At 61.3% G+C, this 21,834-nt stretch carries 11 protein-coding genes; 3 read left to right on the forward strand and 8 right to left on the reverse strand.

Annotated features, from left to right (window positions below; translation table 11 throughout):
- The first annotated feature begins 20 nt into the window (after positions 1 to 20).
- Together AC3QL3_RS18635 and AC3QL3_RS18640 are read left to right on the forward strand one after the other, a co-directional pair.
- Positions 21 to 449, forward strand: a complete 429-nt coding sequence (locus AC3QL3_RS18635) for a CopD family protein (protein WP_492895612.1) — start codon at positions 21 to 23, stop codon at positions 447 to 449.
- A 105-nt stretch (positions 450 to 554) separates the two neighbouring features.
- On the forward strand, positions 555 to 1,934 hold the full coding sequence (locus tag AC3QL3_RS18640) for an EAL domain-containing protein (RefSeq protein ID WP_492895613.1): 1,380 nt from the start codon (positions 555 to 557) through the stop codon (positions 1,932 to 1,934).
- A 16-nt stretch (positions 1,935 to 1,950) separates the two neighbouring features.
- On the opposite strand, the gene AC3QL3_RS18645 is transcribed toward AC3QL3_RS18640, so the two are convergent.
- The 8 genes from AC3QL3_RS18645 to AC3QL3_RS18680 all read right to left on the reverse strand — a co-directional run bounded on the left by AC3QL3_RS18645 (position 1,951) and on the right by AC3QL3_RS18680 (position 20,461).
- Positions 1,951 to 2,700 (reverse strand): cupin domain-containing protein, encoded by a 750-nt coding sequence (locus tag AC3QL3_RS18645; protein ID WP_492895614.1) that lies wholly within the window; start codon positions 2,698 to 2,700, stop codon positions 1,951 to 1,953.
- Positions 2,701 to 2,803: 103 nt separating this feature from the next.
- Complete coding sequence (gene bfr, locus AC3QL3_RS18650; protein WP_492895615.1) at positions 2,804 to 3,274, reverse strand: bacterioferritin; 471 nt, start codon at positions 3,272 to 3,274, stop codon at positions 2,804 to 2,806.
- A gap of 152 nt (positions 3,275 to 3,426) precedes the next feature.
- Complete coding sequence (locus tag AC3QL3_RS18655) at positions 3,427 to 3,630, reverse strand: (2Fe-2S)-binding protein (protein ID WP_492895616.1); 204 nt, start codon at positions 3,628 to 3,630, stop codon at positions 3,427 to 3,429.
- 181 nt (positions 3,631 to 3,811) lie between these two features.
- Positions 3,812 to 5,452 carry an MSCRAMM family protein gene (locus tag AC3QL3_RS18660; protein WP_492895617.1) on the reverse strand — a complete coding sequence of 547 codons (1,641 nt, stop codon included), beginning with the start codon at positions 5,450 to 5,452 and terminating at the stop codon, positions 3,812 to 3,814.
- Between the two features lie 294 nt (positions 5,453 to 5,746).
- Positions 5,747 to 6,202, reverse strand: coding sequence for a hypothetical protein (locus AC3QL3_RS18665; protein WP_492895618.1), 456 nt, complete (start codon positions 6,200 to 6,202; stop codon positions 5,747 to 5,749).
- Positions 6,192 to 15,560, reverse strand: coding sequence for a toxin TcdB middle/N-terminal domain-containing protein (locus AC3QL3_RS18670; protein WP_492895619.1), 9,369 nt, complete (start codon positions 15,558 to 15,560; stop codon positions 6,192 to 6,194). Before AC3QL3_RS18670 ends, AC3QL3_RS18665 begins: the two co-directional genes overlap by 11 nt.
- A 1,456-nt stretch (positions 15,561 to 17,016) precedes the next feature.
- Positions 17,017 to 17,547, reverse strand: a complete 531-nt coding sequence (locus AC3QL3_RS18675) for an RNA pyrophosphohydrolase (RefSeq protein WP_492895620.1) — start codon at positions 17,545 to 17,547, stop codon at positions 17,017 to 17,019.
- A 160-nt stretch (positions 17,548 to 17,707) separates the two neighbouring features.
- Positions 17,708 to 20,461 (reverse strand): TonB-dependent receptor plug domain-containing protein, encoded by a 2,754-nt coding sequence (locus AC3QL3_RS18680; RefSeq protein WP_492895621.1) that lies wholly within the window; start codon positions 20,459 to 20,461, stop codon positions 17,708 to 17,710.
- 238 nt (positions 20,462 to 20,699) lie between these two features.
- Here AC3QL3_RS18680 and AC3QL3_RS18685 point away from each other — a divergent pair, with 238 nt between their 5' ends.
- Entirely contained in the window at positions 20,700 to 21,827 is a 1,128-nt protein-coding gene (locus tag AC3QL3_RS18685; RefSeq protein WP_492895622.1) for a carboxylate-amine ligase, read from the forward strand.
- The last annotated feature ends 7 nt before the right edge of the window (positions 21,828 to 21,834 follow it).

Below are 21,834 nucleotides of genomic sequence, written 5' to 3' on the forward strand. Positions count from 1 at the left end.
GCCAGCCATTGGAGCCGAACATGTTGTGGTTGAAAGCTTTCCACGTGATCTTCGTGGTGACTTGGTTCGCCGGCCTGTTCTACCTGCCGCGCCTGTTCGTCTATTCCGCCGAAGCGACCGAGGCGGTGGTGCGCGAACGCCTGAAGGTCATGCAGCGACGCCTTTTGATGATCACCCACATCGGTGGCGGGCTCGCGCTCTTGTTCGGCCTGCTGACGCTCGGTGCCTTCGCGCACGTCAATCTCGGCTATCTGCAGCAAGGCTGGCTGCACGCGAAGCTGGCCTTGGTCGTGCTGCTGATCGGCTATCACGTCATGTTGGTCAAGCTGGTGGGCGAGTTCGCGCGCGACCAGGTGCGCCATTCCAGCCGCTGGCTGCGCATCTTCAACGAAGTGCCGGCGCTGCTCTTGATCGGCATCGTCGTGCTAGTGGTGGTCAGGCCGTTCTGAAGACCGGCCGCACGTGGCGCGCGTAAACATCCGCAACACGGAACCTTCTCCACAATTTGCGCCGCGAGGCGCTGCTACAGTCTTCGCGCCTTCATGAGGTCGCCGATGGCCGTACGCGAAATCGCGCCTAATCCATCATTGCTGCAAGCGCAGCTGCCGCGACGGCTCGCGCGCCTGTGCCGCCGCGGCCAGCGCCTGCAGGACGGCTGGGACGTGAACACACTCGCCCTGCTCGGCGAGGACGCCCGTTTTCTCGCCACGAACCTGCGCGGATCCGGCACCGACGCCGTCGCCGCCGCACTGGCCGCGCTCGACGCTGCAGTCGCACCGCTGCTCGATCCGCCGCAGACTCCCGACCACGCCGGGATGGCACGCCTGGCCGCGCGCATCGCGGCGCTGACCCAGCTCGATCCGTCCGAACTCGACACGGCGGATGCGCAAGCTCACGCCGCGAACGCCGGGCCGACTCACGCCGACGGTTTTCCGTTGCAGGTCATCCCACCGGCGAACTATTGGCAACGTTTCGCCGATTCGGCCACCGTCCCGTTTGCGGCAGCGTCGTCGTCTCCGATCGAGACAGTCGACGACGACTTGCTGGAAGCGATGATCGCCGCCGCGCACGCGAGCGCCGAGCCGCGTGCGGCACCTGCTCCTATCTCGAGCAATAGCGGCTCGAGCAACAACGGCGACCGCGATCGCGCGGCCGCCCGCAGCGCAACCCCGCCAGCCGAACTCGACCTGCTCGATCGCCTGCGTCTCGCGCTCGAGGGCGACGGTCTGCAGCTGATGTTCCAGGCGATCGTGCCGCTGCATGGGGAATCGGTGGAGCAGTTCCAGGCTCTGTTACGCCTGCGCGGCGAGGACGGTCGAGTACACACGGCGGCCGAACTGATACCGCTCGCCGAACAAGCCGGACTGCTTGGCGCGATCGATCGCTGGGTACTCGAACGTTGCATCGAGGTGGTCACGCAGCGCCTTCAAGCCGGTCGGCCGCTGCGCCTGCTGGTCAGTCAGTCTCTGCACAGCGTGCGCAATGCTTGGGCGACGACGCGTTTGGAACGATTGCTCGGCGAGCAGCCGCTGGTCGCGCCGGCGATCGCTTTGGAATTGCACGCGCAAGACGCGATCGCGGCGCCGGCCGAGGTGGCTCGCTATGCGAACGCGGTGAAGGCGTTCGGCGCCGGCTTCGTCGTGTCCGGCTTCGAGGCCGGCGCGCTCGGCGAGCGGCTGCTGGCCGAGCTGCCGTTCGACGCCGTTCGTCTCGCGCCGGGTCATTTGCAGCTGGCCGATGCGAGCCAACGCGAGCAGCTGCGCAAATGGGTCGAGCGCCTGCACGAACACGGCCGCAGCGTGATCGCGCCGCGCGTCGAGGACGCGCGCGCGGCCAGTGCGCTGTGGGCGGCCGGCGTCGACTACGTGCAGGGCAATTTCGTGCAAGCGGCGGACAGCGATCTGGGTTTCGATTTCCGCGGTTCGATCATGTAACGAGCCGGCGCGCGGCTCACACTGCGCTGGTGTAGCGACGGCTCGATTCGTCGAAACCGATGATCGGCGCGAGCACGGTGCCGTCGCCCAACGGCCGTGCACGCAAGGGGTCGACCGGATCGATGCGGAACGCCGGCTGGCCGGCGTCCAGATGATCGACGATCAGATCGAAGGTCATGGCCGATTCGGAAGTCGGCACGAACCAATGCACGTTGTCGCGCTCGGAACTCATCGTCGAAATGTCGCCGGCGCGAACCGTCGTGTCGCGCGTCGCGCGCAGCACCATCGCGTCGCCTTCGTCGCGCAAGCGATCGAAGTTGCGCAAGCGCAGCGTGCCGGCGACGACCATGTGCGCCGACACCATGTGGCGATGTCCGTGCGGCGTGATCACGTTGCCGCGCTCGAATGCGAACAGCGCGACGCCGTAGTGCAGATGGCGGCGCCGGCCCTGCTCGTCCTTGAACACGACGCTGCGCCGCAGCGGATCGTTGTCCGAACCGCGCGTGCCGGGGCGCAGGTCCGCACGATGAGCCGCGTCGAGCAGCGCATCGATCTCGATCGTCCGCGCCAGCTCTTCCACTCCGCTTTGCCATTGCAGCGGCTTCAACGCGCCGGCGGCGAGTGCGGCGGCCATCTCGTCCTGCCGTTGCAGCCACGCCGCAACGTTCGCCGACCGCCTCGGTGCCGCACGAACACGGGTTTCGCGCAGCAAGGCGTAGACGGCGAAAGCGGACAGACTTTGCAGCAGCAGGCGGCGTGTCGGCATCGCGGGGCTCCGATCGGAACACCCAAGCCTGGACGTACGCGCGGCCTCTGCGGTGTCGCCGCAGAGGCGATTTGCGGGCATTGGCGCCGTTGCGGCGCGCGGCTCAGCTTTCGATCTTGGTTTGCAGATACGGCACTTCGCCGAGCTGGCCGATCAGGCTGAGCTGGGTTTCGAGCCAGTCGATGTGCTCTTCTTCCGATTCGAGGATGTGCTCGAACAGCTCGCGGCTGACGTAGTCGCCGAGCCGCTCGGCATCGGCGATGCCGGCCTTCAGATCCGGCACCGCCTGCAGCTCGAGCTTCAGGTCGCAGGCCAGAGCTTCTTTCGGCGATTCGCCGATCAGCAGCTTGCCCAGTGTTTGCAGGTTGGGCAGGCCGTCGAGGAACAGGATGCGCTCGATCAGCTTGTCCGCATGCTTCATCTCGTCGATCGACTCCTTGTACTCGTGCTCGGCGAGTTCCGCGTAGCCCCAGTTCTTGTACATGCGGAAATGCAGGAAGTACTGATTGATCGCGGTGAGTTCGTTGTAGAGCACCTTGTTGAGGTGCTTGATGATTTCGGGATGGCCCTTCATGACGCGCTCCGGGTCGTTGCGGTAGGCACTCGTCGATGCGACCGCGAAGCGGCGCAGGCGAGCGGAACGCCGCGGACTATAGCCCGCGTTCGAAAATCATGAGGGAACGAAAATCGCACGCATTTGCGCGTGCTGAATACCAGACGCGAGACTCAGGCCGCGGCGGCGATCAGCGGCAGATCGAGCATTCGAGCAGGCGTGGCGCTGTCGAGAATTTCGCGCGCGAGGTCCTCACAGCTGCCGCAGCAATCGCCGCAGCCGGTGCGACGCTGCAGCTCCGCAAAAGTGTGCGCGCCAGTGCGCGCTTCTTCGCGGATCTTGCGTTCGGTGACGGCGTTGCAGATGCAGACGTACATACAGGAACTCAGATGAGGCCTGTCTATTCAAATGCAAATGCGAATGATTGTCAACAAGTCGCTGGCGCAAAGCGTGCGCGCCCCACCGGGCCGCCGTCAGGCCCTATTCATAGGGCTACGCAGGCAGAACGTTGCCACGGCTGCCCCCGGCAGACATTCGTCGAGCGCTTGACGATGAAGACTAGCGCCCCGACGGCAGATCGAATCCGTTCGCGAATAGCGGCAATTCAGCCGGCAGGCGCAGATCGATGCCTCCAACGCTCCCACCATCGGGTAGGACTATCGGAGTAGGTGCGATCGCGGCAATCTCGCTCGGCTCGGCCGCACTCTTGGAACACGGATGATCCAAATAGAAGGTACAACGGAAATTCCAGCTGAAGTAGGAGGCGATGTAGTAAGTTCCGGCCGCCCATTTGGGAGTGACGTACTCACCTCCGGCTCCCGAATGAAAACTGAAGACAAAGCGGTAGCTCGAATCGAACATCGCGACGGCCGCGTACTCTAGCGGTTCGCCGGTCACACCATCGGTAATGGTGCCGCTGATGTGCGCGCTCTTGTGTAGAACAAAATCGAAACCGTCGTAGTAGTGGCCTTCTTCCGCACTGATCGATGTATCGTTGTAGGACGTGCACCAATCATCGAGGCAGTTCTTGTCTGGATAGATCTGGCTGACGTGATCGTCGTCGGCGAGCGCAACCATCAAATAGCTTCGGTTATCGAGATCGAGTTCGTAGCGACCGTCAGCATCCGAACTAACGCCAAAGCAGTCTGGCCAGATCCACCCGATAAGACATGCAGAAATTCGCACCCCAGAGATCGGCATACCCGTGGTACGGTCCGTAACGCTGCCTCCAACGGTAGCGATGGGCTGAAAGCTAAAGTCGATGCCGCTTACAGACGCATGCTCGGTCACGACGATGGGCCGGCCGCTCATGATCGAATCGCAGGGCCTTTGTGTACAATCGATGCCATCGTAGAGCACAGTGCCGCGGAATCCGCGCGAAGCCACGCTGGCCGTCGCATAGAATGTGCCATTGGGAACTCCGTCAATACGGTAGGCGCCCGACGCATCCGTGAATGTATCGAGTGTTTCGAGTAGATGGCCGCCGGCGTCATAGAGCGCAATCATTACTAGGATATTTCCAATCGAACTACCGGAACGTCTGTTGATCAACGTGCCCGATACGACTCCTCCCTGCAGAAGCTCGAAGTTTATCCCTGTGCGCGTCTCGTCCGCGCTAAGCACGACCGGCGATGCCATCTCGATATCGGAAGCGCTACGAATTTCGACGTTGTTGTAGCAGCGACGAGCAAATACGCCGCCTAGAAATCCTGCGCAGATTCGGTACTCACCTGGGTCGAGGCCGGACAGTTCAAACGTCTCGTCGGGCGCAGCGGAGGTATGGCCGGCCATAATCCAGTTCTCGTCGGCGCGCTTCAACGCGATGACGGAGACACCGACTTCTGGTCGTGGGCTGTAATGAACGACACCGGACACGATGGTCTGCCGATGCAGCGCGAAGTCGGCTTGAATATCGCCTTCTGTTGGATCAATTGGATGTTCGATATACATGTAGTTTTTCGCGCTGACGCCAACAGAGGCCGTACTGCTCGGAGTAAGCTCAGCGTCGGCACTCAAGGAATAGGTGCCATCACCCAGAGTCGCCGTACTAAAGGCATAGCCGTCGACGACCAGCGAGGCTCGCCCGCCTGCTATCGGTTGTCCGCTCACAAAGTCTGTGACTCGACCACGAACGGTGATATTCGATGCCAACGCAGGCAAAGCACAAACGAGCAGAATGAATGCGAGAAGTAGACGCATAAGTTAAGTCTGACTAACTAAATATAATTCCGATGGGATTGCGATCTGATCGCAACAGGCGTTTAATTGACACAGAACATCAATGTTAGACCGAAGAGAGAGCTTTCACAGTTCGCGACCCACTCTTGATCGACCTGGATAGGAAAATGAAGATCCACTTAAGGATAAGGCATCGTTAAAGTAATATGCAGAATACACGCATCAACGGTCTTGGCAGCGCCACTGATCAATTTCAATAAAAATTATAGACTCCAATTGATCCATATTTTCGGTAACTCGCTCTTGCATGTTGGGCTAGTTGGAGTAACACATCATTGCCATTCTATTGTTCTTTTCCTCTACTCGAGATTGATCCAGGGTGGTTTCCTTCAAGGATTTCTCCAGCTCTCCTCTGGTAACAAGTATGCCCTGTGAGTTTTTGCGCCCGATAAGAATTACATTGGGGCGATACTTGTCCGGCCCAACCGAACGAATTTTGTATTCACTTAACCAGGGCGGCATAATTATGCCCGCCTTTTCAAGAACGATATTACCGCCATAACGTCCAGGCCCCGAAGGGGCAAGACGATCGAAATCTTCGTCTTTGAAGGTCTTTGTGAATATTTCCGCATCAGTCCATGACAGTAGTTCCTGCCGGCGTGATGGATCACGCAGCAGTTCTTGATAACTACCGCACTGGATTTTATTCCAATCCACACAGCTTGTTAGAAGAGCCAATGTAAGAAGAAAAAAAAAGCACTTACTTGTCATCGAAAGCTCCGGATTTATATGCCGTGTAGCCATAAACAGTGAACTGAATGCGTTCCGGAAGGCGCAGAAAGCTGCCGCCCATGTAGGTATTCCACGTTGCCACGATGGCATTTACTTCGGTCAGCGTCTTGCCAGCCATGGCAAAGAATATTCCTTGGTTTATATAATTTAAATCACCGCCTACGTAGGGGCCTTCACCATCGATACGGTATGCTCTTCCGCCATTGTCATTGTAAAACCAGGAATCTCCATAGTCGTAAGCTTCCTGGAAAAGAGATGCATAACCTAAGTTTTCGTAACCACCAACCTCAGAACTTCGCATTGATAGTCGTGCGGTCTCATAGGTAAAGACCTCTCGAAGCTCTTTTGTTGATAGATCGACGATGCCATCCGATTCGGCGGCTTTATATGTGATTTCCTGCGCTCTTGTATTTAGTTCCGATAGACGACCTTCGCCAGTCTTACTATGGGGAATATTGTTGAATGCATAGCCGAAAGCTGCCGTCACTGCGCCGTTCGCAAACTTCCCCCCCACCAGTCTGGATGTCGTTCCACCGATGGCCGCTGCCATCATCACCCGCCCTGGAACCGACCGAATGTTGCCGATTGCCGGCGACAGCGCCTCGCTGAACCCCGCGCTCGCGAAGCCGTGCCCAAACCGGCCGCCTTGCATCTGCGCCATCACACCGCCTGCAATGCCATGGCTCAACGTCTTCGCCGCGTAGCCGGAATAGCTCAAGCCGCTTCTGAACGCATTGTCCGACGGGGTTGCCTGCGCCCATCCAGCACTCTGGAAGTAACTTCCGATTCCGAAGAACACACCAGCGCTCAACGCACCAGCAGCGGCACCTTTCATTGAGCCGGTCTGCACCGCACCCGCCGCAAATCCACCCGCTATAGCGACAGCCAGCGCCTCTCCCATCAATCCCTTCGCCGCCAGACCCCACGCCGCGCCACCCGTTACGGAGCCGATCGCGATTGGCACGACTATCCGTAGCAGTTCGCCGATCGAGATGTTTCCGCTCGGGTCCGTGTACGCCAGCGGGTTGTTGAACGCGTAGGTGTAGCGATTCCAGTTCTGGCTATCCTGAGGACTCTGCACGAATGGGTCCGCCTGCAGGAATCGCGCGAACTGCGGGTCGTACAAGCGGCCGTTCATGTGGATCACGCCGACCGATTCGGCCATCTCATGACCGGTATAGCCATGCGTCGAGCTGGCTTGCAGTAGGGGCTCAAGGAACGTGTTCCACGGAGCGACCTCGCTCCAGGTCTCCCCGTTCCGCCGCATGCCCCAGGGATCGAAGTTCGTCGGTGTCGCTCCGTTCACCGGCAGCAAAGTCGTCGCTGCCAAGACCTTGTCCGTGCTTCCTTGCCGGTCCGTCAGCAGAATTTGGCGCCTCAGCCGATAGATGCCTACGTCCAGGCTCTGGACCGAAAGCACATTGCCGGCGTAGCGCCGCACTTCCTTCAATGCACCGGGCGTATTGCCGCTTGCGGCCGTGTATCGAATCTCTGCGGTGCCCACGTAATGCACGATCGAGTCCGCTGTCTGCGCCAACGCCCCCGAGAAATCCAAACGACGAACCCGCTCGCGGTTCGGACCGTAGCTAAAGCCCACGCGTGCGCCATTGCCGCTGTGCACCAGATCCACGGCCTGATCAGCCGCGTTGTAGGTGATCTTTTGAACTTGCTGGCCGCTCTGGTTGAGCTGACGCACCCGGTTGCCGTTCTTGTCGTAGCACAGCCACATCCCGCCTGCGTTGCTCATCGCGTGCGGTCCCGGCGCCACCTCATCGTTCGCCGTACATCCGGCCGGCTTCGTCCCGTAGGTGTACTGACCTACATCGTTCTTGTAGGTCAGATTGCCGTCCAAGCCGTAGCTCTGTGCGCGGGAGTAGAACGTCGTCCCACCTGTACGGACCGAACTGTTGGTCAAGCGTTGCAATTGGTCGTAACCGAACTCCTCCTCCAGCACTTGCGTCGGCGCAACGCTGATGCGGCTCATCAGATTGCCAATTTTGTCGTAGGTGTAGTTGAGATCCTGCATGAATCCCACGGTGTTCGATTGCGCCAGCAGACGCTTCAATCGACCCGTGTTCGGTTCGAACTCGCGTGATTGGATGTACTCCGAACCGGCGGCGTTTCGCTCCCGCTCGATTTGCCCCCGCGCGTTCATGGCCTCAACTTGTCGATACGAGACGAACCGTCCGTCGGGCAGCGGATAGGCTGAACGCACTTGGCGGAGATACCCCGGGGTAACTCCGGGACTGCCGCTGTCGCTGTAGACGTTGCGCTCGCCAGTTCCTCCCGCCAGATCCGGTGCTTTGAAGAAGTGCTGGAACGGACGACCGAAGGGATCGAAGGTCCACTGATCGGTGTACCGCTTACCGTCGAGCGTAGTGTCCGTTTGAGCAACGCGGCCGAACGGATCGTAGAAGAGATCGCGCGTGACTTGACCGTTGGACTCCCGCACCAATCCGCCGCGCCCCTTGCTGTCCAAGTCATAGGTCCAGGTCGCTTCCGACTCCTTGACCCCCGCGTTGGTGTAGTCGCTGCGCCGCCATACGCGACCGCGTCCGTCGATCTCGTTGGTCGTGTAGGTGCCCTTCGGGCTGATCTGTCGAACGACTTCGCCGGCACCGTTCACCTTGTAAACCCACAAACCGGAGCCAGCGTCGGGGTCCTGCATGGTCTTCTTGCGACCAAGGCTGTCGTAGGTCATCGTCGTAATCTGACTGCCGCGGCTGACTCGTTCCGGATTGCCGCCGGCGTCGTAGCGAGTCACCACCTCGAAGCCATTGGCATCGATCACGCGCACGACTTCACCAAGCCCGTTCCTGATCTCCGTCTTGTCCTGGATCGCACCCAGCCCGTTCTCCGGCAGCGTGGTCGTGGTCGTCAGACCGTCGTAGATCATCCTTGTCCTTGCGTCGGTACCGGTGTAATACACCTCTTTGGGGCGATTGAGAGCGTCGTAGGTTGTCTCCGTCCAAATGATGGGAGAAGTCGACACAGAGACCGAGGAGCCTGCACCCGTACCGTTATCGCGTGCGAAGAACGGGTCGGATTTTCGCTGCACGTTGCCCCGGTCGTCGTACTGCACCATGGACGCGATCCAACTGTTGGCGGCAAATCCTTGGGTCAGTGTGATCACTGGTCGACCCAATCGATCGTGGAACGCCATGCTGATCGGCGCGCCCGCTTTCGTCGTGGTCGTCCGATACGCCAGCCCCATGCTTCCCGGACAGGGCACCGTCGGCGTTCCAGCCGGAACGGTTACGCCGGTACAGAAACGAGCGTCCCAACGCGTCGAGGAGCCATCCTCCGTCCAGGTATAGCGCTTGCGCCCCATCTCGCCATAGCGGATTTCCGAGCGAACGCCGTTGGGATCGAGCAGCCGTGTGGGATCGCCGGCAGCGTTGCGGGTGCCAACGGTCGAAGCGAACTCCTGTGCCGTCGTCGTGCCGAGGCCGTTGGAGTATCGCTCCCACGAGGTGTCCACGAAGCGCCCGGACGCCTCGTACTCGACCCTCGTATGCCGCATGACATCGGGAGCACGATTGGGATCGCTGGAGGAGGGATGGAACGAATAGCCGCCGCCACCAGTAGCGCCTTGCGTCCTGCAGTTCGCTTCCGAGATGTTCGTGCTGCAGACAAACGTCTTCGTTCGGATTCCGAAAGTGTTGTCGTATTCGTAGTACTTGGCGACGGCCGGTACCGTGGTATCCACGGGCGCCGCAGTCGTCATTCCGTTCAGACCTTCGACTCGTTCGGAAGCCAGCAATCCCCTGCCGTCGTAGGTGAAGCTCGACCGCCGCGCGTTCGTGCTCTCAATCTGCGCCGATCCTTCCTGCGTCGCCCGCTTCGTAACGACGGAGGCTTTCATCAGCCGGCCGAGCCGCCAGTTCACATCGTCGTCGTTGTATTCGAACGCACTCGTGCTCGTCACGGTGACGCCGCCACCGCCCTTTATCGACGTGCCGGCCTTCGGGTTGCCGTAGGCATCGTAGTCCGCGATTTTGAATTCCGTCGATTCCGTACTAAGCGAGCCACCCGGCACACCAAAATTCAGATCGTAATTGCTGCTGACCGATTGGGTACGCGCCAGGAAAATCGGAGCGGCCGGAGCCGCGAACGCGCGTCGATCCAGTTCATCAGGCTCTGCCCACATGCCCGTGCATGCGCCGCCACCCGGGCCACCGCCCGCATTGAGAGGCAGGTCAAAGCCCTCCGCCAGGTTCGACGAGGTTCTCTCGACACAGGCGCGCTCAAGGGCGCCGACCTTGGCGCCCATGCGCCACTGCCATTGATCCATCGACTTCCGAATGATCAGTTTATCGACCCCTATGTCGCTAAGGTCGTCGTCGCAGGTCTCCTGCAGTCCGTCCGCACAGGGTGGAACGTACTTCATGCAATCGACGGAGTCCGGCGAGCCTGTGACAGTGCAGGAATCCTGAGGCAGCCCCACACTCCCCAAATTCCGTGTTTCCGTAAACTCGGCCAATCCGGTGTAAGGGAAGCGCTGCGTGTAGTCCGTGTCCACTTCGGCCATGGTTTGCTTATCAAAGGAAGACACGCGCCGGAAACCCAGCGAACCACGACCGCCCGCCTGAACTTTCAACCCGGCGTAACGATAGGTCACCTCCGATTGCGCGCTGCCGTTGGTTGCGGTGGGTGCAGTGCTTTTCGCGCTGCGCACGACGTAGTTCGGGCTCGTGATATCGAACACCGGCGATCCACGTCCCGAGGTCATCAACGGTGCGTTGTAGTCGCGCCGATAAACGGAAGAGAAGGTCAATGGCGCATAGGCGATGTCGGTGACGGCACCGAGACCGTTGGTGATTTTCGTCACCACGCCGCGGGGCTTAAATGGCGCCTTCGAGCGCTGGAGCTTCCAGGCCCGGCTAGCTCGATCGGCTCTGAGGTTGTCGACAACACCGTCGCCATCGAAATCGCCGATCGCCTGCATCCATCCGGCCTCCGGCGTCGAGTAGCCGGTGGCTGCGATGGCGGTCGAAGACCAATTGTCTCCGCGCCATAGACGGACGGCGTAGGTTCCGTTCCCGTAGAGGTTCTCCCAAAGATCGAGCTTGCCGTCACCGTCGAAATCGAGCAGCTGCAATGTCCCTTGGTTCGCTGTCGAGCCACTGGAACTCAGGCTGTCGACCGAGCGGGTATCTCGAGCGTCGGCGTAGGGACCGCCCAATCGAAAGCGCCATTCGGCATCGATGGTGACTCGATAGACGATGTCCGTGAGACCGTCGCCGTTGATATCGAGTGTGCGGACGCGAAGGCCGGGATTGTTGTTGCCCTCTTCGTTGATGTTGCCGTAGATCGCAGGAAGGTCGCCGAAGGGGCGATTGGCCTGAAACACGAAGGGGCCGAGCTTGGTAAGCACACCCTTGGCCAGGAAAATTCCGAGCGCGGCGTAGTTCGATTCAACGCAGCGCGTGCCATCGTGCACCTGCGCATTGGCGAGAAAGCGCAGGTCCGCGCGCCCGTCGCCATCGAAATCCGTAGCCTGAGTGTAGTTCTCTGCTTCGCGTGTCAGATTTGCCGGAAGGACCGGACACGAGCCGTCCTCGCCAATCACCGCGCCAGCTTCGTCCTGGAATTGCGCTGGAGTGACCGTGAATTCGTAGGGCCTGTCCGCAGCCCCCGTGCGCTTCATGCGTGCCACCCAGAATGAGCCGTCGCTGGCGCGGAAGACCAGATCCGTCAACCCGTCGCCATCGACATCGGCAAGCATGCTGCTGCCGAGCCGATAGACTGCTCCGTTCGGTTGAGTACCCGACGGCCTACGCGCAGCGATCCAGTTGGACCATTTCGTCAATTGAGCGCCGTCGAGCTTCACCGTGAACAAAAGCTCCTCGTCCGCCAAGCCCGTGCCGGTAGAGAGTTTTCGCTTCCAAGTCGTGTGAGTGGGAGGCACCCCTGCAGGACATGGTTGGCCGTTGCAGTTGTCGAACATGAACACGACGTCGTCGCGACCATCGCCGTCGGTGTCGAACACTTCCCAAATCCCTCCGTTGAGGTACCCATTAGGGAACCGAAAACCGGGGTCGATCGTGCGCAACGTGGGCGTGTCGGATTTGTTGCTCGCCGTGAATGTACTGATGTGCAGCAACTGGTTGTCTTGACCGTCCGGACTGCTGGTCCACCACAGGTCCGTACGACCATCGCCGTTGAGATCGCCCAGCTTGTAGTAGCCGCCTGGCTCGTCGGTAAGTGAAGTCCCTTCGAAAGGTTCGGTCGGCGCTGAAGCGAAATTCCAGGTCAGCGTCGTCGCGGGATAGCACGCGCCGCCTGCACGCGAACACTCCCTTAAGGACGTCAGAACAGGCCGGCTGCGCGACCAGGCCGGTATGTAGGCATCGGGCGATGTCGTGTTGTATTTCGGTTCGTAGTAGCGAAGCGTTGTGCCGTTTGCCGCTTTGATCTCGATGCTCTTGAGCAACTGGGATTGACGGCGCGGACCCAGCACGGAGTAGGCAACGTCCGTACGTGTGGTCGAGTCATCATAGTCGAACGTTACGCTACCTCCCGAATAGGTCACGTTCTCCAGATAGCGTTCGCCGAGAACCGTCGCCGAGGTGTACTGGAAAGCGATCGCGTTGCCAGCGACGTCTTTGAGTTGAGTTTGCAACCAGGCTTGTGCCGTCGTGCGACTGCCGGGGTTGCTCGGGGGCACAAGGAAGCCCACTTCTTCGGGCACGGCCGATGTCGTGGTGCCCCCCAGCGCGGCGAGTCCGGACACCGTTCCCGCCCTTCCGCCATACGTGCGGAGGCTGCCATCCTTGCCTTCGACCGTGAAAACAAAACCCGTCGCGTCGTGGTTCGAAAGACTTGGCGTTTCAATCGCCGTCAGCTTGATGCGCTGGAAGCTCTCGATCTCGGTGCGATATTCCGCACCGACTTGACGGTGAGGGGATCCGCGAACCCAGAGCAGGCGCTGACCATCCAGGCAAAACTGATTCGGATCCGCTGTCGGCTTGCTCGAATCCCCTGCCTCGACACTCGGTCGGCAGGGCGTAATGGAGGAGGTGCCCTCCATGGTGAATCCGGTGCCCATCGAGCCGTCCGCACCGTTGCTGTTGTAGACCAACGCCAGCGACGGCGACAGCCCGCCGGCTCCCGCCGGCACTGCCAACGGAATACGATAGACCGCACCGCCGCTCTCATCCACCCGGAATTCGCCAGCGATGGCGCCCACTTGGTCGGATTCGACGTCCAGGCTGGGTTGCACGAAGGCGGCAGGATTTCCGGGGTTCTCCGCCGGCCCGTCGTTCGAATCTCCCCTTTCGCTATCGGTCTCTGCGCTGACCGTCGTCGTCTTCGCGTGGAGCCGCTCGACGCCATCTTCTACGAGACGCACCTCGTAGCGGACGCGTGCTCCTGGAGCCAAAGCATCGGATACCGTTCCTCCAGCCCCGGACACGAGTTCGCTGGTGTTGCCGCCACTCGTTTCTTCCACGCGATAGATTTTCGCCCCGTCGACCGACGCCCAATTGACTTCGACCGGACAGGTCGTTTGCGTGCCTTGTACGATACACGCCGTCACGTCCGTCCAGATCCGACTCCGGATTGCGCTGACGTCGTTGGACGTGGCCTGTGGATTGCCGGCGACCCGCACTTGATACTGCACGTGGCTGTCGACGGGAAGGTCGTCTTTTTTGGTTCCCTCCGCTCCCTCCGCTATCCAACCGCCGATCGCCGTACCGGTCGCCACATCGATGCGGTGAACCCGTGCACTCGAATCCCCCGAGAGCCACTTCACATTCGTCGAGCACGTCGTCCGGTCCAGAGCCACCGAACAATCGCGTGGCGACGCGGTGACGTAGGCGCGCACGGGAATCGTGGGATCGGCGGACGTGGAGTGCAACCAGGTGCTTCTGGCCTCCTCGATCGGATAGCGACGCAATTCATAGTAGACCGTTGAGCGTTCCGCCACTGTATCTTGAGCGCTGCCATTGGAAACACGTCGCCCCCATGATGGGAGTGATCGCGTCACCGGAAGGCCGTTAACGCTCTCGAACCGGTACACGTAGATATCACTGGTGACGGAATTGTCGTCGGGCGTCGACCAGGTCACCGTTGTCGGGCACGTGTTCGCGCCTGCCGAGATCACGCAAGGCTTCTTGGCGGATATCCGGCTGTAACCGGCGCGGGCGCCTGCCGTCTTGACCACCACGTTTTTCAACTTGAGCCGATACTCCACCCGTTGCTCAGCGGTGTAGGTATCAATCACCTTGCCCCAGGTGCTGCCGCCCACGATTCCTCTATCGCTGACGCCGTTGGCGTTCACACGGGGAATCAGTTGTCCCGTAACAGCGTCTACCCGCTCTACCGAAGCCAAAAGAGAGGCGTTCCAGGCCACGGTAATCTGGCAACTGCCATTGCCGGCGACGAGATCGCAAACGATCGGCGTAGCCGTGATGTTTTCCAATTCCGTCTGTCGCTTGACCGGACGGCAAATTCGCGTCCCCTTTGGGCAGCCGGAAACGTCGCTGCCCGGCGGCGGATCGGGCCAGTCGCGAACGGGCGGCCAAGTGATGCTGACGGGCGAGCTCTGGGCGATGCTCAACCCCATCACCGCGTCGTTGAGGACTGGCAAGCCTCCTGGGGTCCAGTGATACGCCCGACCGAAATAGTTGTCGGGCCTTTGGAAGCGATAATCGGTCAGGCATCCACTGGAACTTGAGCAGGGCTGACTGACGATATCTCGGTCCGCCACTCGATAAATGAGGTCCACCTCGGTTCGATCCACAGCGCTATAGCCCGCGCCGAGCCAGGCGGTGGACGGCCAATCCGGCGGGGGGCTCGACCCCGTCGGCTGCAACGGAATTTGCGCCGAGACCCAGATCGGATTTCCGTTGTTGTCGTAGAAATTGATCGTCACCAGTTCCGTTGACGGAGGGACCATCGTCACTGCCGCCTCAAACCCCGGAGTGGACGGATCCGACCAGATGCCCGTGTAGTACTCGCCGCGCGGCGGCGCGCCTGCGGTCAGCTGGGGAGGGGTTTCCGAAACGGTTACCAGCGATGGCCCGCGGGATGCCGCAGGACCGTCGACGTTGTAGGCGTAGATGCATTCGGTGCCGTTGAAGGACTGCCCGGTGCCATTGTCGGATGCCCACTTCCATACGACCGCTGCACGCGTGGCGCTATCTTCAGGGAATGCGAGCGTCACCCTTCCTACGCTGGGATAGGGCCACACCTCTTTGTACCTTGGACGGTACAAGTCGCCCTGGTAGGTGCGCTCTCCATTGCCCGCATCCCTGATTTCCTCGAGGTTCGACGTCAGCCACGTCATGCCACCACCCGCTTTTGGATAGAGCGTGTGCCAGAGCACACGCATGCGCGGCCTCGCGCCTGGGGTTAGTGGCGGCAAGAAAGAAAATGACCAGCCGGTGGTCAGGCGGTCCGGATTGGCCCAGATCCCTGCGCGTATGTCGCCCGGATTGGGATTCTCGAGGTATGTCGAACAGTCGCTCCGCATGAAGTTGAGCGCCGTCTGGACGTCTGCATCCGCGGTTCCCTCGTCCAATCCCTCGTCGGATGTCGATGGAGCAGATGCCGCCCGGAAGGGTATAGCCCCTGCCACGGAGGAAGTCGCAAACGAAGGCGAAGCGACAGATTCCGCCCCAACGGAGCGATCAGACAAAGAAGACTGTGAGGGGGACAGCAGAGAAGCATTTGTCGCCCCGGCCGAGTGCTGTAGCTCCGCAATAAACGGTGCTGCGGTTGCTCCGATGACAACCAGCGACAGCGCCAACCCCTTCCATGACCTCAAGAACCCGCTCATGCTTCATTACCCTGTTCAAGATTCGCGATTTGATCGTGCCGCGCTCAGCCTTGCGGCTGAGCAAGGAAATCGGATGCGCAAGGTGCGAACAGGCATCAGCGTCGCTGCGCAACGCTGCGTGCGGTTAGGCAATCGAAGGACTCGGCACAGCCGCGGGACCGCACGGGTGCGCGCTGCTTGCCCAGCCTGAGAGTGCGATGACGAACCTCACGGTTTGGTCATCGGTCGAACGGTCGATGGCTTTCCCCAGAAAGCCAACGCCACCTCTTCCCATTTCCCCAACTACCCCAGCCCTCTTCTACACCCCTGCATCCCATCTACATTGATGAACCCAAGCCGCGCGCATGCTAGGCAAGGCTTGTTACGAATACAACCATGGCATCAATAGACTGTGCAAAAATGACAATTCGTCCAGCGGGCACTTAAACGATCCGCTTCCGCAACGCTATTTATCGGATGCCGATTTCCTATGTGACTTCGCGCTGGCATCGAGCTCTTTCAAAGACGGCTCGCTCTGCGATTCGGCGTGGAACTTTTGTGCTCGAAACGTCGGCACACCTATCACTAGATAGGTCGATCTTTCTTGGTCGCATAAACATCGGACTATCGATGTCTTATGGGGAGATCAATGGCGATGGCCATCGCACAAGGGTGGTTAGCTGCATGAAGCCGCCACCGAAGAGGGCCAGGTCAAGACGTCCTATAGAGCTCGCTCGTACCAACGCCTTAATGATTTGCCGATTGAACATACACTGACCGTGGGAGACCGTGCTCCTCTCGTAGCGATCGTCCGCGGGGCGTTCGCACGGACGGACACAATGGCAGTTTGCAATGTGCCCTTGGTCTTCATTTAAAGCCACCAGAGGTCACCGAGTGAGCAGGACTACATCAGTCTGGTGTCGTATCGAGCCCAAATTCCGCCAACTATTGAAGCCCGCCGCCCTCGAAAGCTCAGCAGGCTATTGGCATCAATAGCTTATGTACAGTTTCGACGCGCTTGGCGTTCCGCTCAAGTCCCGACCGCGAAGCGCTCGTTCCACTGCTGCTCGCGCAAGGAAACGCTGCAGCTGCTCTCGGCCAAGACGACCAGGTGGCGCAGCGCCTGTTCGTAGACGCGGCGCTTGAAGTTGACCACGTGCGCGGCCGGATACCAGAAATCGACCCAGCGCCAGATGTCGAACTCGGGTTTCTCGTTCGCATCGAGGCGGAACGCGGACTCCTCGCCGACCAGGCGCAACAGGAACCAGACCTGCTTCTGGCCGATGCACACCGGGCGCTCGTGCCGTCGTACCAGCCGCGGCGGCAGGCGATAGCGCAGCCAGCCCGGGGTCGCGCCGAGTACCTCGACATGACGCGGCAAGAGGCCGGTTTCTTCTTCCAGCTCGCGGTACATCGCTTCGATCGGCGTCTCGTCGCTGCGCATGCCGCCTTGCGGAAACTGCCAGCCGTCGCGGCCGACGCGGCGCGCCCAGAACACGTGCCCGTGCGGGTTGAGCAGGATGATGCCTACGTTGGGGCGAAAACCATCGGGATCGATCACGGCGAACTTCCTCCGTCTTGATCCGATTCTTCCACAGCGCTTGCGGGCGCGGCAAGGCGAGCCATCGCCGCGAACTGTCTCAATTTGAAAGCACTCGGCCGCTCGCGCAGCTCCGCCACGTGGCGGAGCTGCGCGTCGGCGCCAACGATCGGCCGGCGGCTCAGCCGCGCTTGCCGCCGCCGAAGTGGTAGTCGAACTGCAGCCACCACTGGCGGCCGTAGGCGTCGTACCAGGCCGAAGTGTAGGCAGGCCAGCCGGCGGTTTTGTCGAACGGAACCGAGTTGCGCAAGTTGTTGACGATCAGCGAGAGCTGCGCGCGTTCGTTGAAGTCGTAGCTGACGCTGCCGTTGAACAAGCTGTACGGCTTGAGCCGGGTCTCGCCATCGTTGTGCGGCACGCTGCTGTAGCGGGTGCCGTTCAAGGTCGCACCCCAAGCGCCCAGGCTCCAGCTCACCGACGCGTTGATCTTCGTGCGCCAATCCTGCTGGTAGGTGATGCTGTTGATGTAGTCGCGCGTCGGATCGCCTTCGAACTGCTGGTAGTCGTGGTTCAACACGCGCGTGAAGGCGCCGTGCAGCAGGAATTTGCCGAACCGGTCGGTGCTCAAGCGATAGTTGGCGCTGAGGTCGACACCCGAAGTGCGCTCGGTCGCCGCATTGATCGGATTGAGCAGGAGCAGGTTGACCTGGTTGGGATTAACCGGCGCGGTGGATGAGCTGCGCGAGACGCGCGCGAGCGCATCGCGGCAGATCTGCGAACCGATGTCGACCGGCACACCTTCTTCGGTGTGGCCGACGCGGCAGTCCGCTTCGGTGCGCAGGATCAGCTCCGAATCAAGGTTGGTCACCGCGTCCTTGATGCGGATGTGGTAGTAGTCGGCGGATACGTCGAGCCCGTCCAGCGGCGACCAGACCAAGCCGTAGGTGAACGACTTGCCGTTCTCCGGCTTCAGCTTGAGGTTGCCGGAGCTGCGGAAGTTCATGTTGTACTGGATGTCGCAGTTGTTGTAGCTCTGACCGTCGAGCGCGCACTGGTAGAAGTCGGTATCACCCGGCTCGTAACCGACTGTTCCTTTGGCGAACAGATAGTTCATGTCCGGCGCACGAAACGAGGTCGAATAGGTGCCGCGCACGAGCAAGGTCTCGAAGGGGCGGTACTCGAAGCCGAGGTTGTAGGTGCTCTTGGCGATGCTCTCGCCCGAATAGGTGTAGCGGTCGTAACGCGCCGCGGCGATGCCGGTCAGCTGCGAGAAGATCGGCACGTTCAATTCGAGGCCCGCGGCATAACGATTGCGCGTGCCGCCGTCGTTGTGCGCCTCGGTCACGTTCCAGATTTCGCCGGCGTTGATGCGCGCATCGGGGCGGTTGCTGTAGCCCTGGCGTCCGGCTTCGACCACCGCAGCGACGCCGACGGGACCGGCCGGGAGGTGGAACAGCTCGCCGTTGACGCTGAAGCTCAAGTCCTCGGTCCAAGCTTTGTCGTGCTCGAGCGTGTGCGTGCTGAGGCTGCGGAACAGGTCCGCATTCAGCGGCGTCAACAGACGCGAGGGATCGGCGTTGTAGGACGGGAACGTCTCGCCCTCGTACTCGTGCGTGCCCGTTTGCGGACCGAGGAAATACTGGTCGATGCCGCTCAAGAAGCGGAACACCCCCTGATCGCTCTTGTAGTCGGAACGATTCGCCGCCGCGACGTACTTCCAACCCGAATCGCCGAACGAACCGCGCGCGCCGAAAGTGACGTTGAACTGCCGCTGCAGGAAGGTGCGCGAGCTGGCCATGCGGCCGCCGGTTTCCTCCGGCGCCAGCAGCCGCGTCCAAGCTTCCAGGCGGCCGGTCGCGTCGTTCCAGAACGCCGCCGGCGAAGTCCAGTTCGGATTGCGCACCACGGTGTCGATGTCCGACCAGCCAGCCATGAAATCGCCGAAGAACTCGGTGTTTTCGTTGAAGGCGTAAGTCAGGCTGGCGTAGCCGGTGGCGAGCTTCTTCTTCGTCTGGATGGTGCGATTGCTGTAGTAGTGCTCGCTGCTGCAATAGCTGCCGTCGTAGTTGGGACGCTCGAACGCGCGCACGCTGCCGCCCATCAAGTATCCGAGCGCGTCGCAGTTCAGCGGGTAGTACTCGCGATCGGCCGGATTGCGGATGCCGATGACCTGCGGCGGCGGCGTGCCACTGTTGTCGTAGCGTGTATAGGAGTTGGCGAAGCCGCGATCGCCGTACCAGATCGGCTCGCGATTGGTCAGCTCCGCTCCGAATACGCCTTTGAGATCGCCCCACGTACCGCCGCCGATCAGCTGCACGCGCTGGTTGTCGCCGCCGCCGCGCTGCGTGCCGCCGGCGCGCACGCTGACGTCGAAGCCTTCGTGCTGCTGCTTCAAGATGATGTTGACCACACCGGCGATCGCGTCCGAACCGTAGATGGCCGAGGCGCTGCCGCTGAGAATTTCGATGCGATCGATCATCACGCTCGGCACGTTGGCGAAGTCGACCGCGTTGACCGAGCCGTTGTAGGCGATCGGGTAGTCGGCGATGCGATGACCGTTGATCAAGACCAGGGTGTAGTTCGGTCCCAATCCGCGCAAGCTGATCACGTTCGCCGCCGGCGTGAAGGTGCTGCCGTAGTCCTCGCCCTGCACCAAGCCGGTGTTCTGGGTGAGCTGGGTCAGTACGTCGAACACGCTGCGGAAACCGCCCTTGTCGATGTCGTCGCCCTTGATCACGATGACCGGCGCAGGACCTTCGACTTGCGCGCGCGGAATGCGCGAGCCGGTCACGGTGATCGCTTCGAGCTGGCGCGACTCCGACGGCACGTCGGCGGCGGTGGTTTTTTCCGCCGCGTCCTGCGCGGCCGCACTCAACGACAAGGACAACAAAACCGCAGCCGACAGAGCCTGCCGGTGAATCGGGCGTATGCGCATTGTGGACTCGCTGACAAAAGAGACGTGGCGCAGCACATGTCCCCACGTGCCACGAATGGGTCGCGAGCGTAGCGACGGCCCCCCGTTTGCGCTCCCAACGGAACGGAATATCGTGATGACGCGCCGCAACATACCGTGACCGCGATCGCAATTGCGACGGCTCGTGCGATCGTGTTTAACGTTCGTCACATACCGCGCAGGCGATGCTGAGAGCACCCTCCTTCCGAAGCGCGCGCCGATGGCCGACGACCACGCCTACACCTTCGGAATCGAAGAGGAGTTCTTTCTCGTCAATCCGACCACGCGCAACGCCGCCGCGCGCGTACCGAAGCTGCTGTTGAAACTGTGTCGGCAACGCTTCGGCGCGGTCGTCGCGCACGAGCTATTGCAGTCGCAGATCGAAATCAGCTCGCCCGTGTTCGATCGCGTCGACGCCGCGCGCGAGGAGATGCGCCGGCTGCGTCTGGGAGTTGCCGAGATTGCTGCCGCTACGGGCTTGCGTCTGGTCGCGGCCGGCACCCACCCGCTCAGCGCCTGGCATCAGCAGGCGCATACCGAAAAGACGCGCTACGCGCGCATCGTCGACGATTTCCAGATCCTCGGCCGGCGCAATTTCCTGTGCGGCCTGCACGTGCACGTGGCGCCGCCGGCCGGCGTCGACCGCGTCGAATTGATGAACCGCCTGATGCCGTGGCTGCCGCTGTTCCTCGCCCTGTCGACCTCCTCGCCGTTCTGGAACCGCAGTCGCACCGGCCTGCTCAGCTATCGCCAGTCGGCCTACGACGAATGGCCGCGCGCCGGCATTCCGGATTTTTTCTCAGGCGAAGCCGAGTACGACGCGTTCCGCGATCTGCTCGTGCGCACCGGCGCGATGCGCGACGGCAGCTATCTGTGGTGGGCGATCCGCCCCGCGCTACAGCATCCGACGCTGGAATTGCGCATCGCCGATTGCTGCACCCATCTCGACGACGCGCTCGCGCTGGCGCAGCTGTTTCGCTGTCTGGTGCGTGCGCACGTGCGCCGTCCCGAATTGGGGCTCGCGCGCAGCGCGCTGACGCGACGAGTGATCGACGAGAACCGCTGGCGCGCGAAGCGCTTCGGGCTCGAAGCCGAGTTCATCGACGAACACGAGGGTTCTGCGCGAACCTGCGCGCAATGGTTGGAGCAAGCCTTGCAACTGGTCGCCGAAGACGCGCGGCGGCTCGAATGCGAGCAGCCGCTGCGCCACCTCGGCACGATCTTCGCGCGCGGCACCAGCGCGCATGAACAGTTGGCGATCTATCGCGCGCGGCGCGATACCGGCGCGACCACGAGCGAAGCCTTGCGCAGCGTGGTCGATTGGCTGATCGAAGCGAGCGTGGCGTGAACGCGCC

This window comes from Dokdonella sp. GW821-FHT11D02 (assembly GCF_058808595.1).

Excerpts from the sequence above, each read along its gene's own strand:
- AC3QL3_RS18635 (WP_492895612.1), top strand. The coding sequence starts at position 21 with ATGTTGTGGTTGAAAGCTTTCCACGTGATCTTCGTGGTGACTTGGTTC.
- AC3QL3_RS18640 (WP_492895613.1), top strand. The coding sequence starts at position 555 with ATGGCCGTACGCGAAATCGCGCCTAATCCATCATTGCTGCAAGCGCAG.
- AC3QL3_RS18645 (WP_492895614.1), bottom strand. The coding sequence starts at position 2,700 with ATGCCGACACGCCGCCTGCTGCTGCAAAGTCTGTCCGCTTTCGCCGTC.
- bfr (WP_492895615.1), bottom strand. The coding sequence starts at position 3,274 with ATGAAGGGCCATCCCGAAATCATCAAGCACCTCAACAAGGTGCTCTAC.
- AC3QL3_RS18655 (WP_492895616.1), bottom strand. The coding sequence starts at position 3,630 with ATGTACGTCTGCATCTGCAACGCCGTCACCGAACGCAAGATCCGCGAA.
- AC3QL3_RS18660 (WP_492895617.1), bottom strand. The coding sequence starts at position 5,452 with ATGCGTCTACTTCTCGCATTCATTCTGCTCGTTTGTGCTTTGCCTGCG.
- AC3QL3_RS18665 (WP_492895618.1), bottom strand. The coding sequence starts at position 6,202 with ATGACAAGTAAGTGCTTTTTTTTTCTTCTTACATTGGCTCTTCTAACA.
- AC3QL3_RS18670 (WP_492895619.1), bottom strand. The coding sequence starts at position 15,560 with ATGCGTGTGCTCTGGCACACGCTCTATCCAAAAGCGGGTGGTGGCATG.
- AC3QL3_RS18680 (WP_492895621.1), bottom strand. The coding sequence starts at position 20,461 with ATGCGCATACGCCCGATTCACCGGCAGGCTCTGTCGGCTGCGGTTTTG.
- AC3QL3_RS18685 (WP_492895622.1), top strand. The coding sequence starts at position 20,700 with ATGGCCGACGACCACGCCTACACCTTCGGAATCGAAGAGGAGTTCTTT.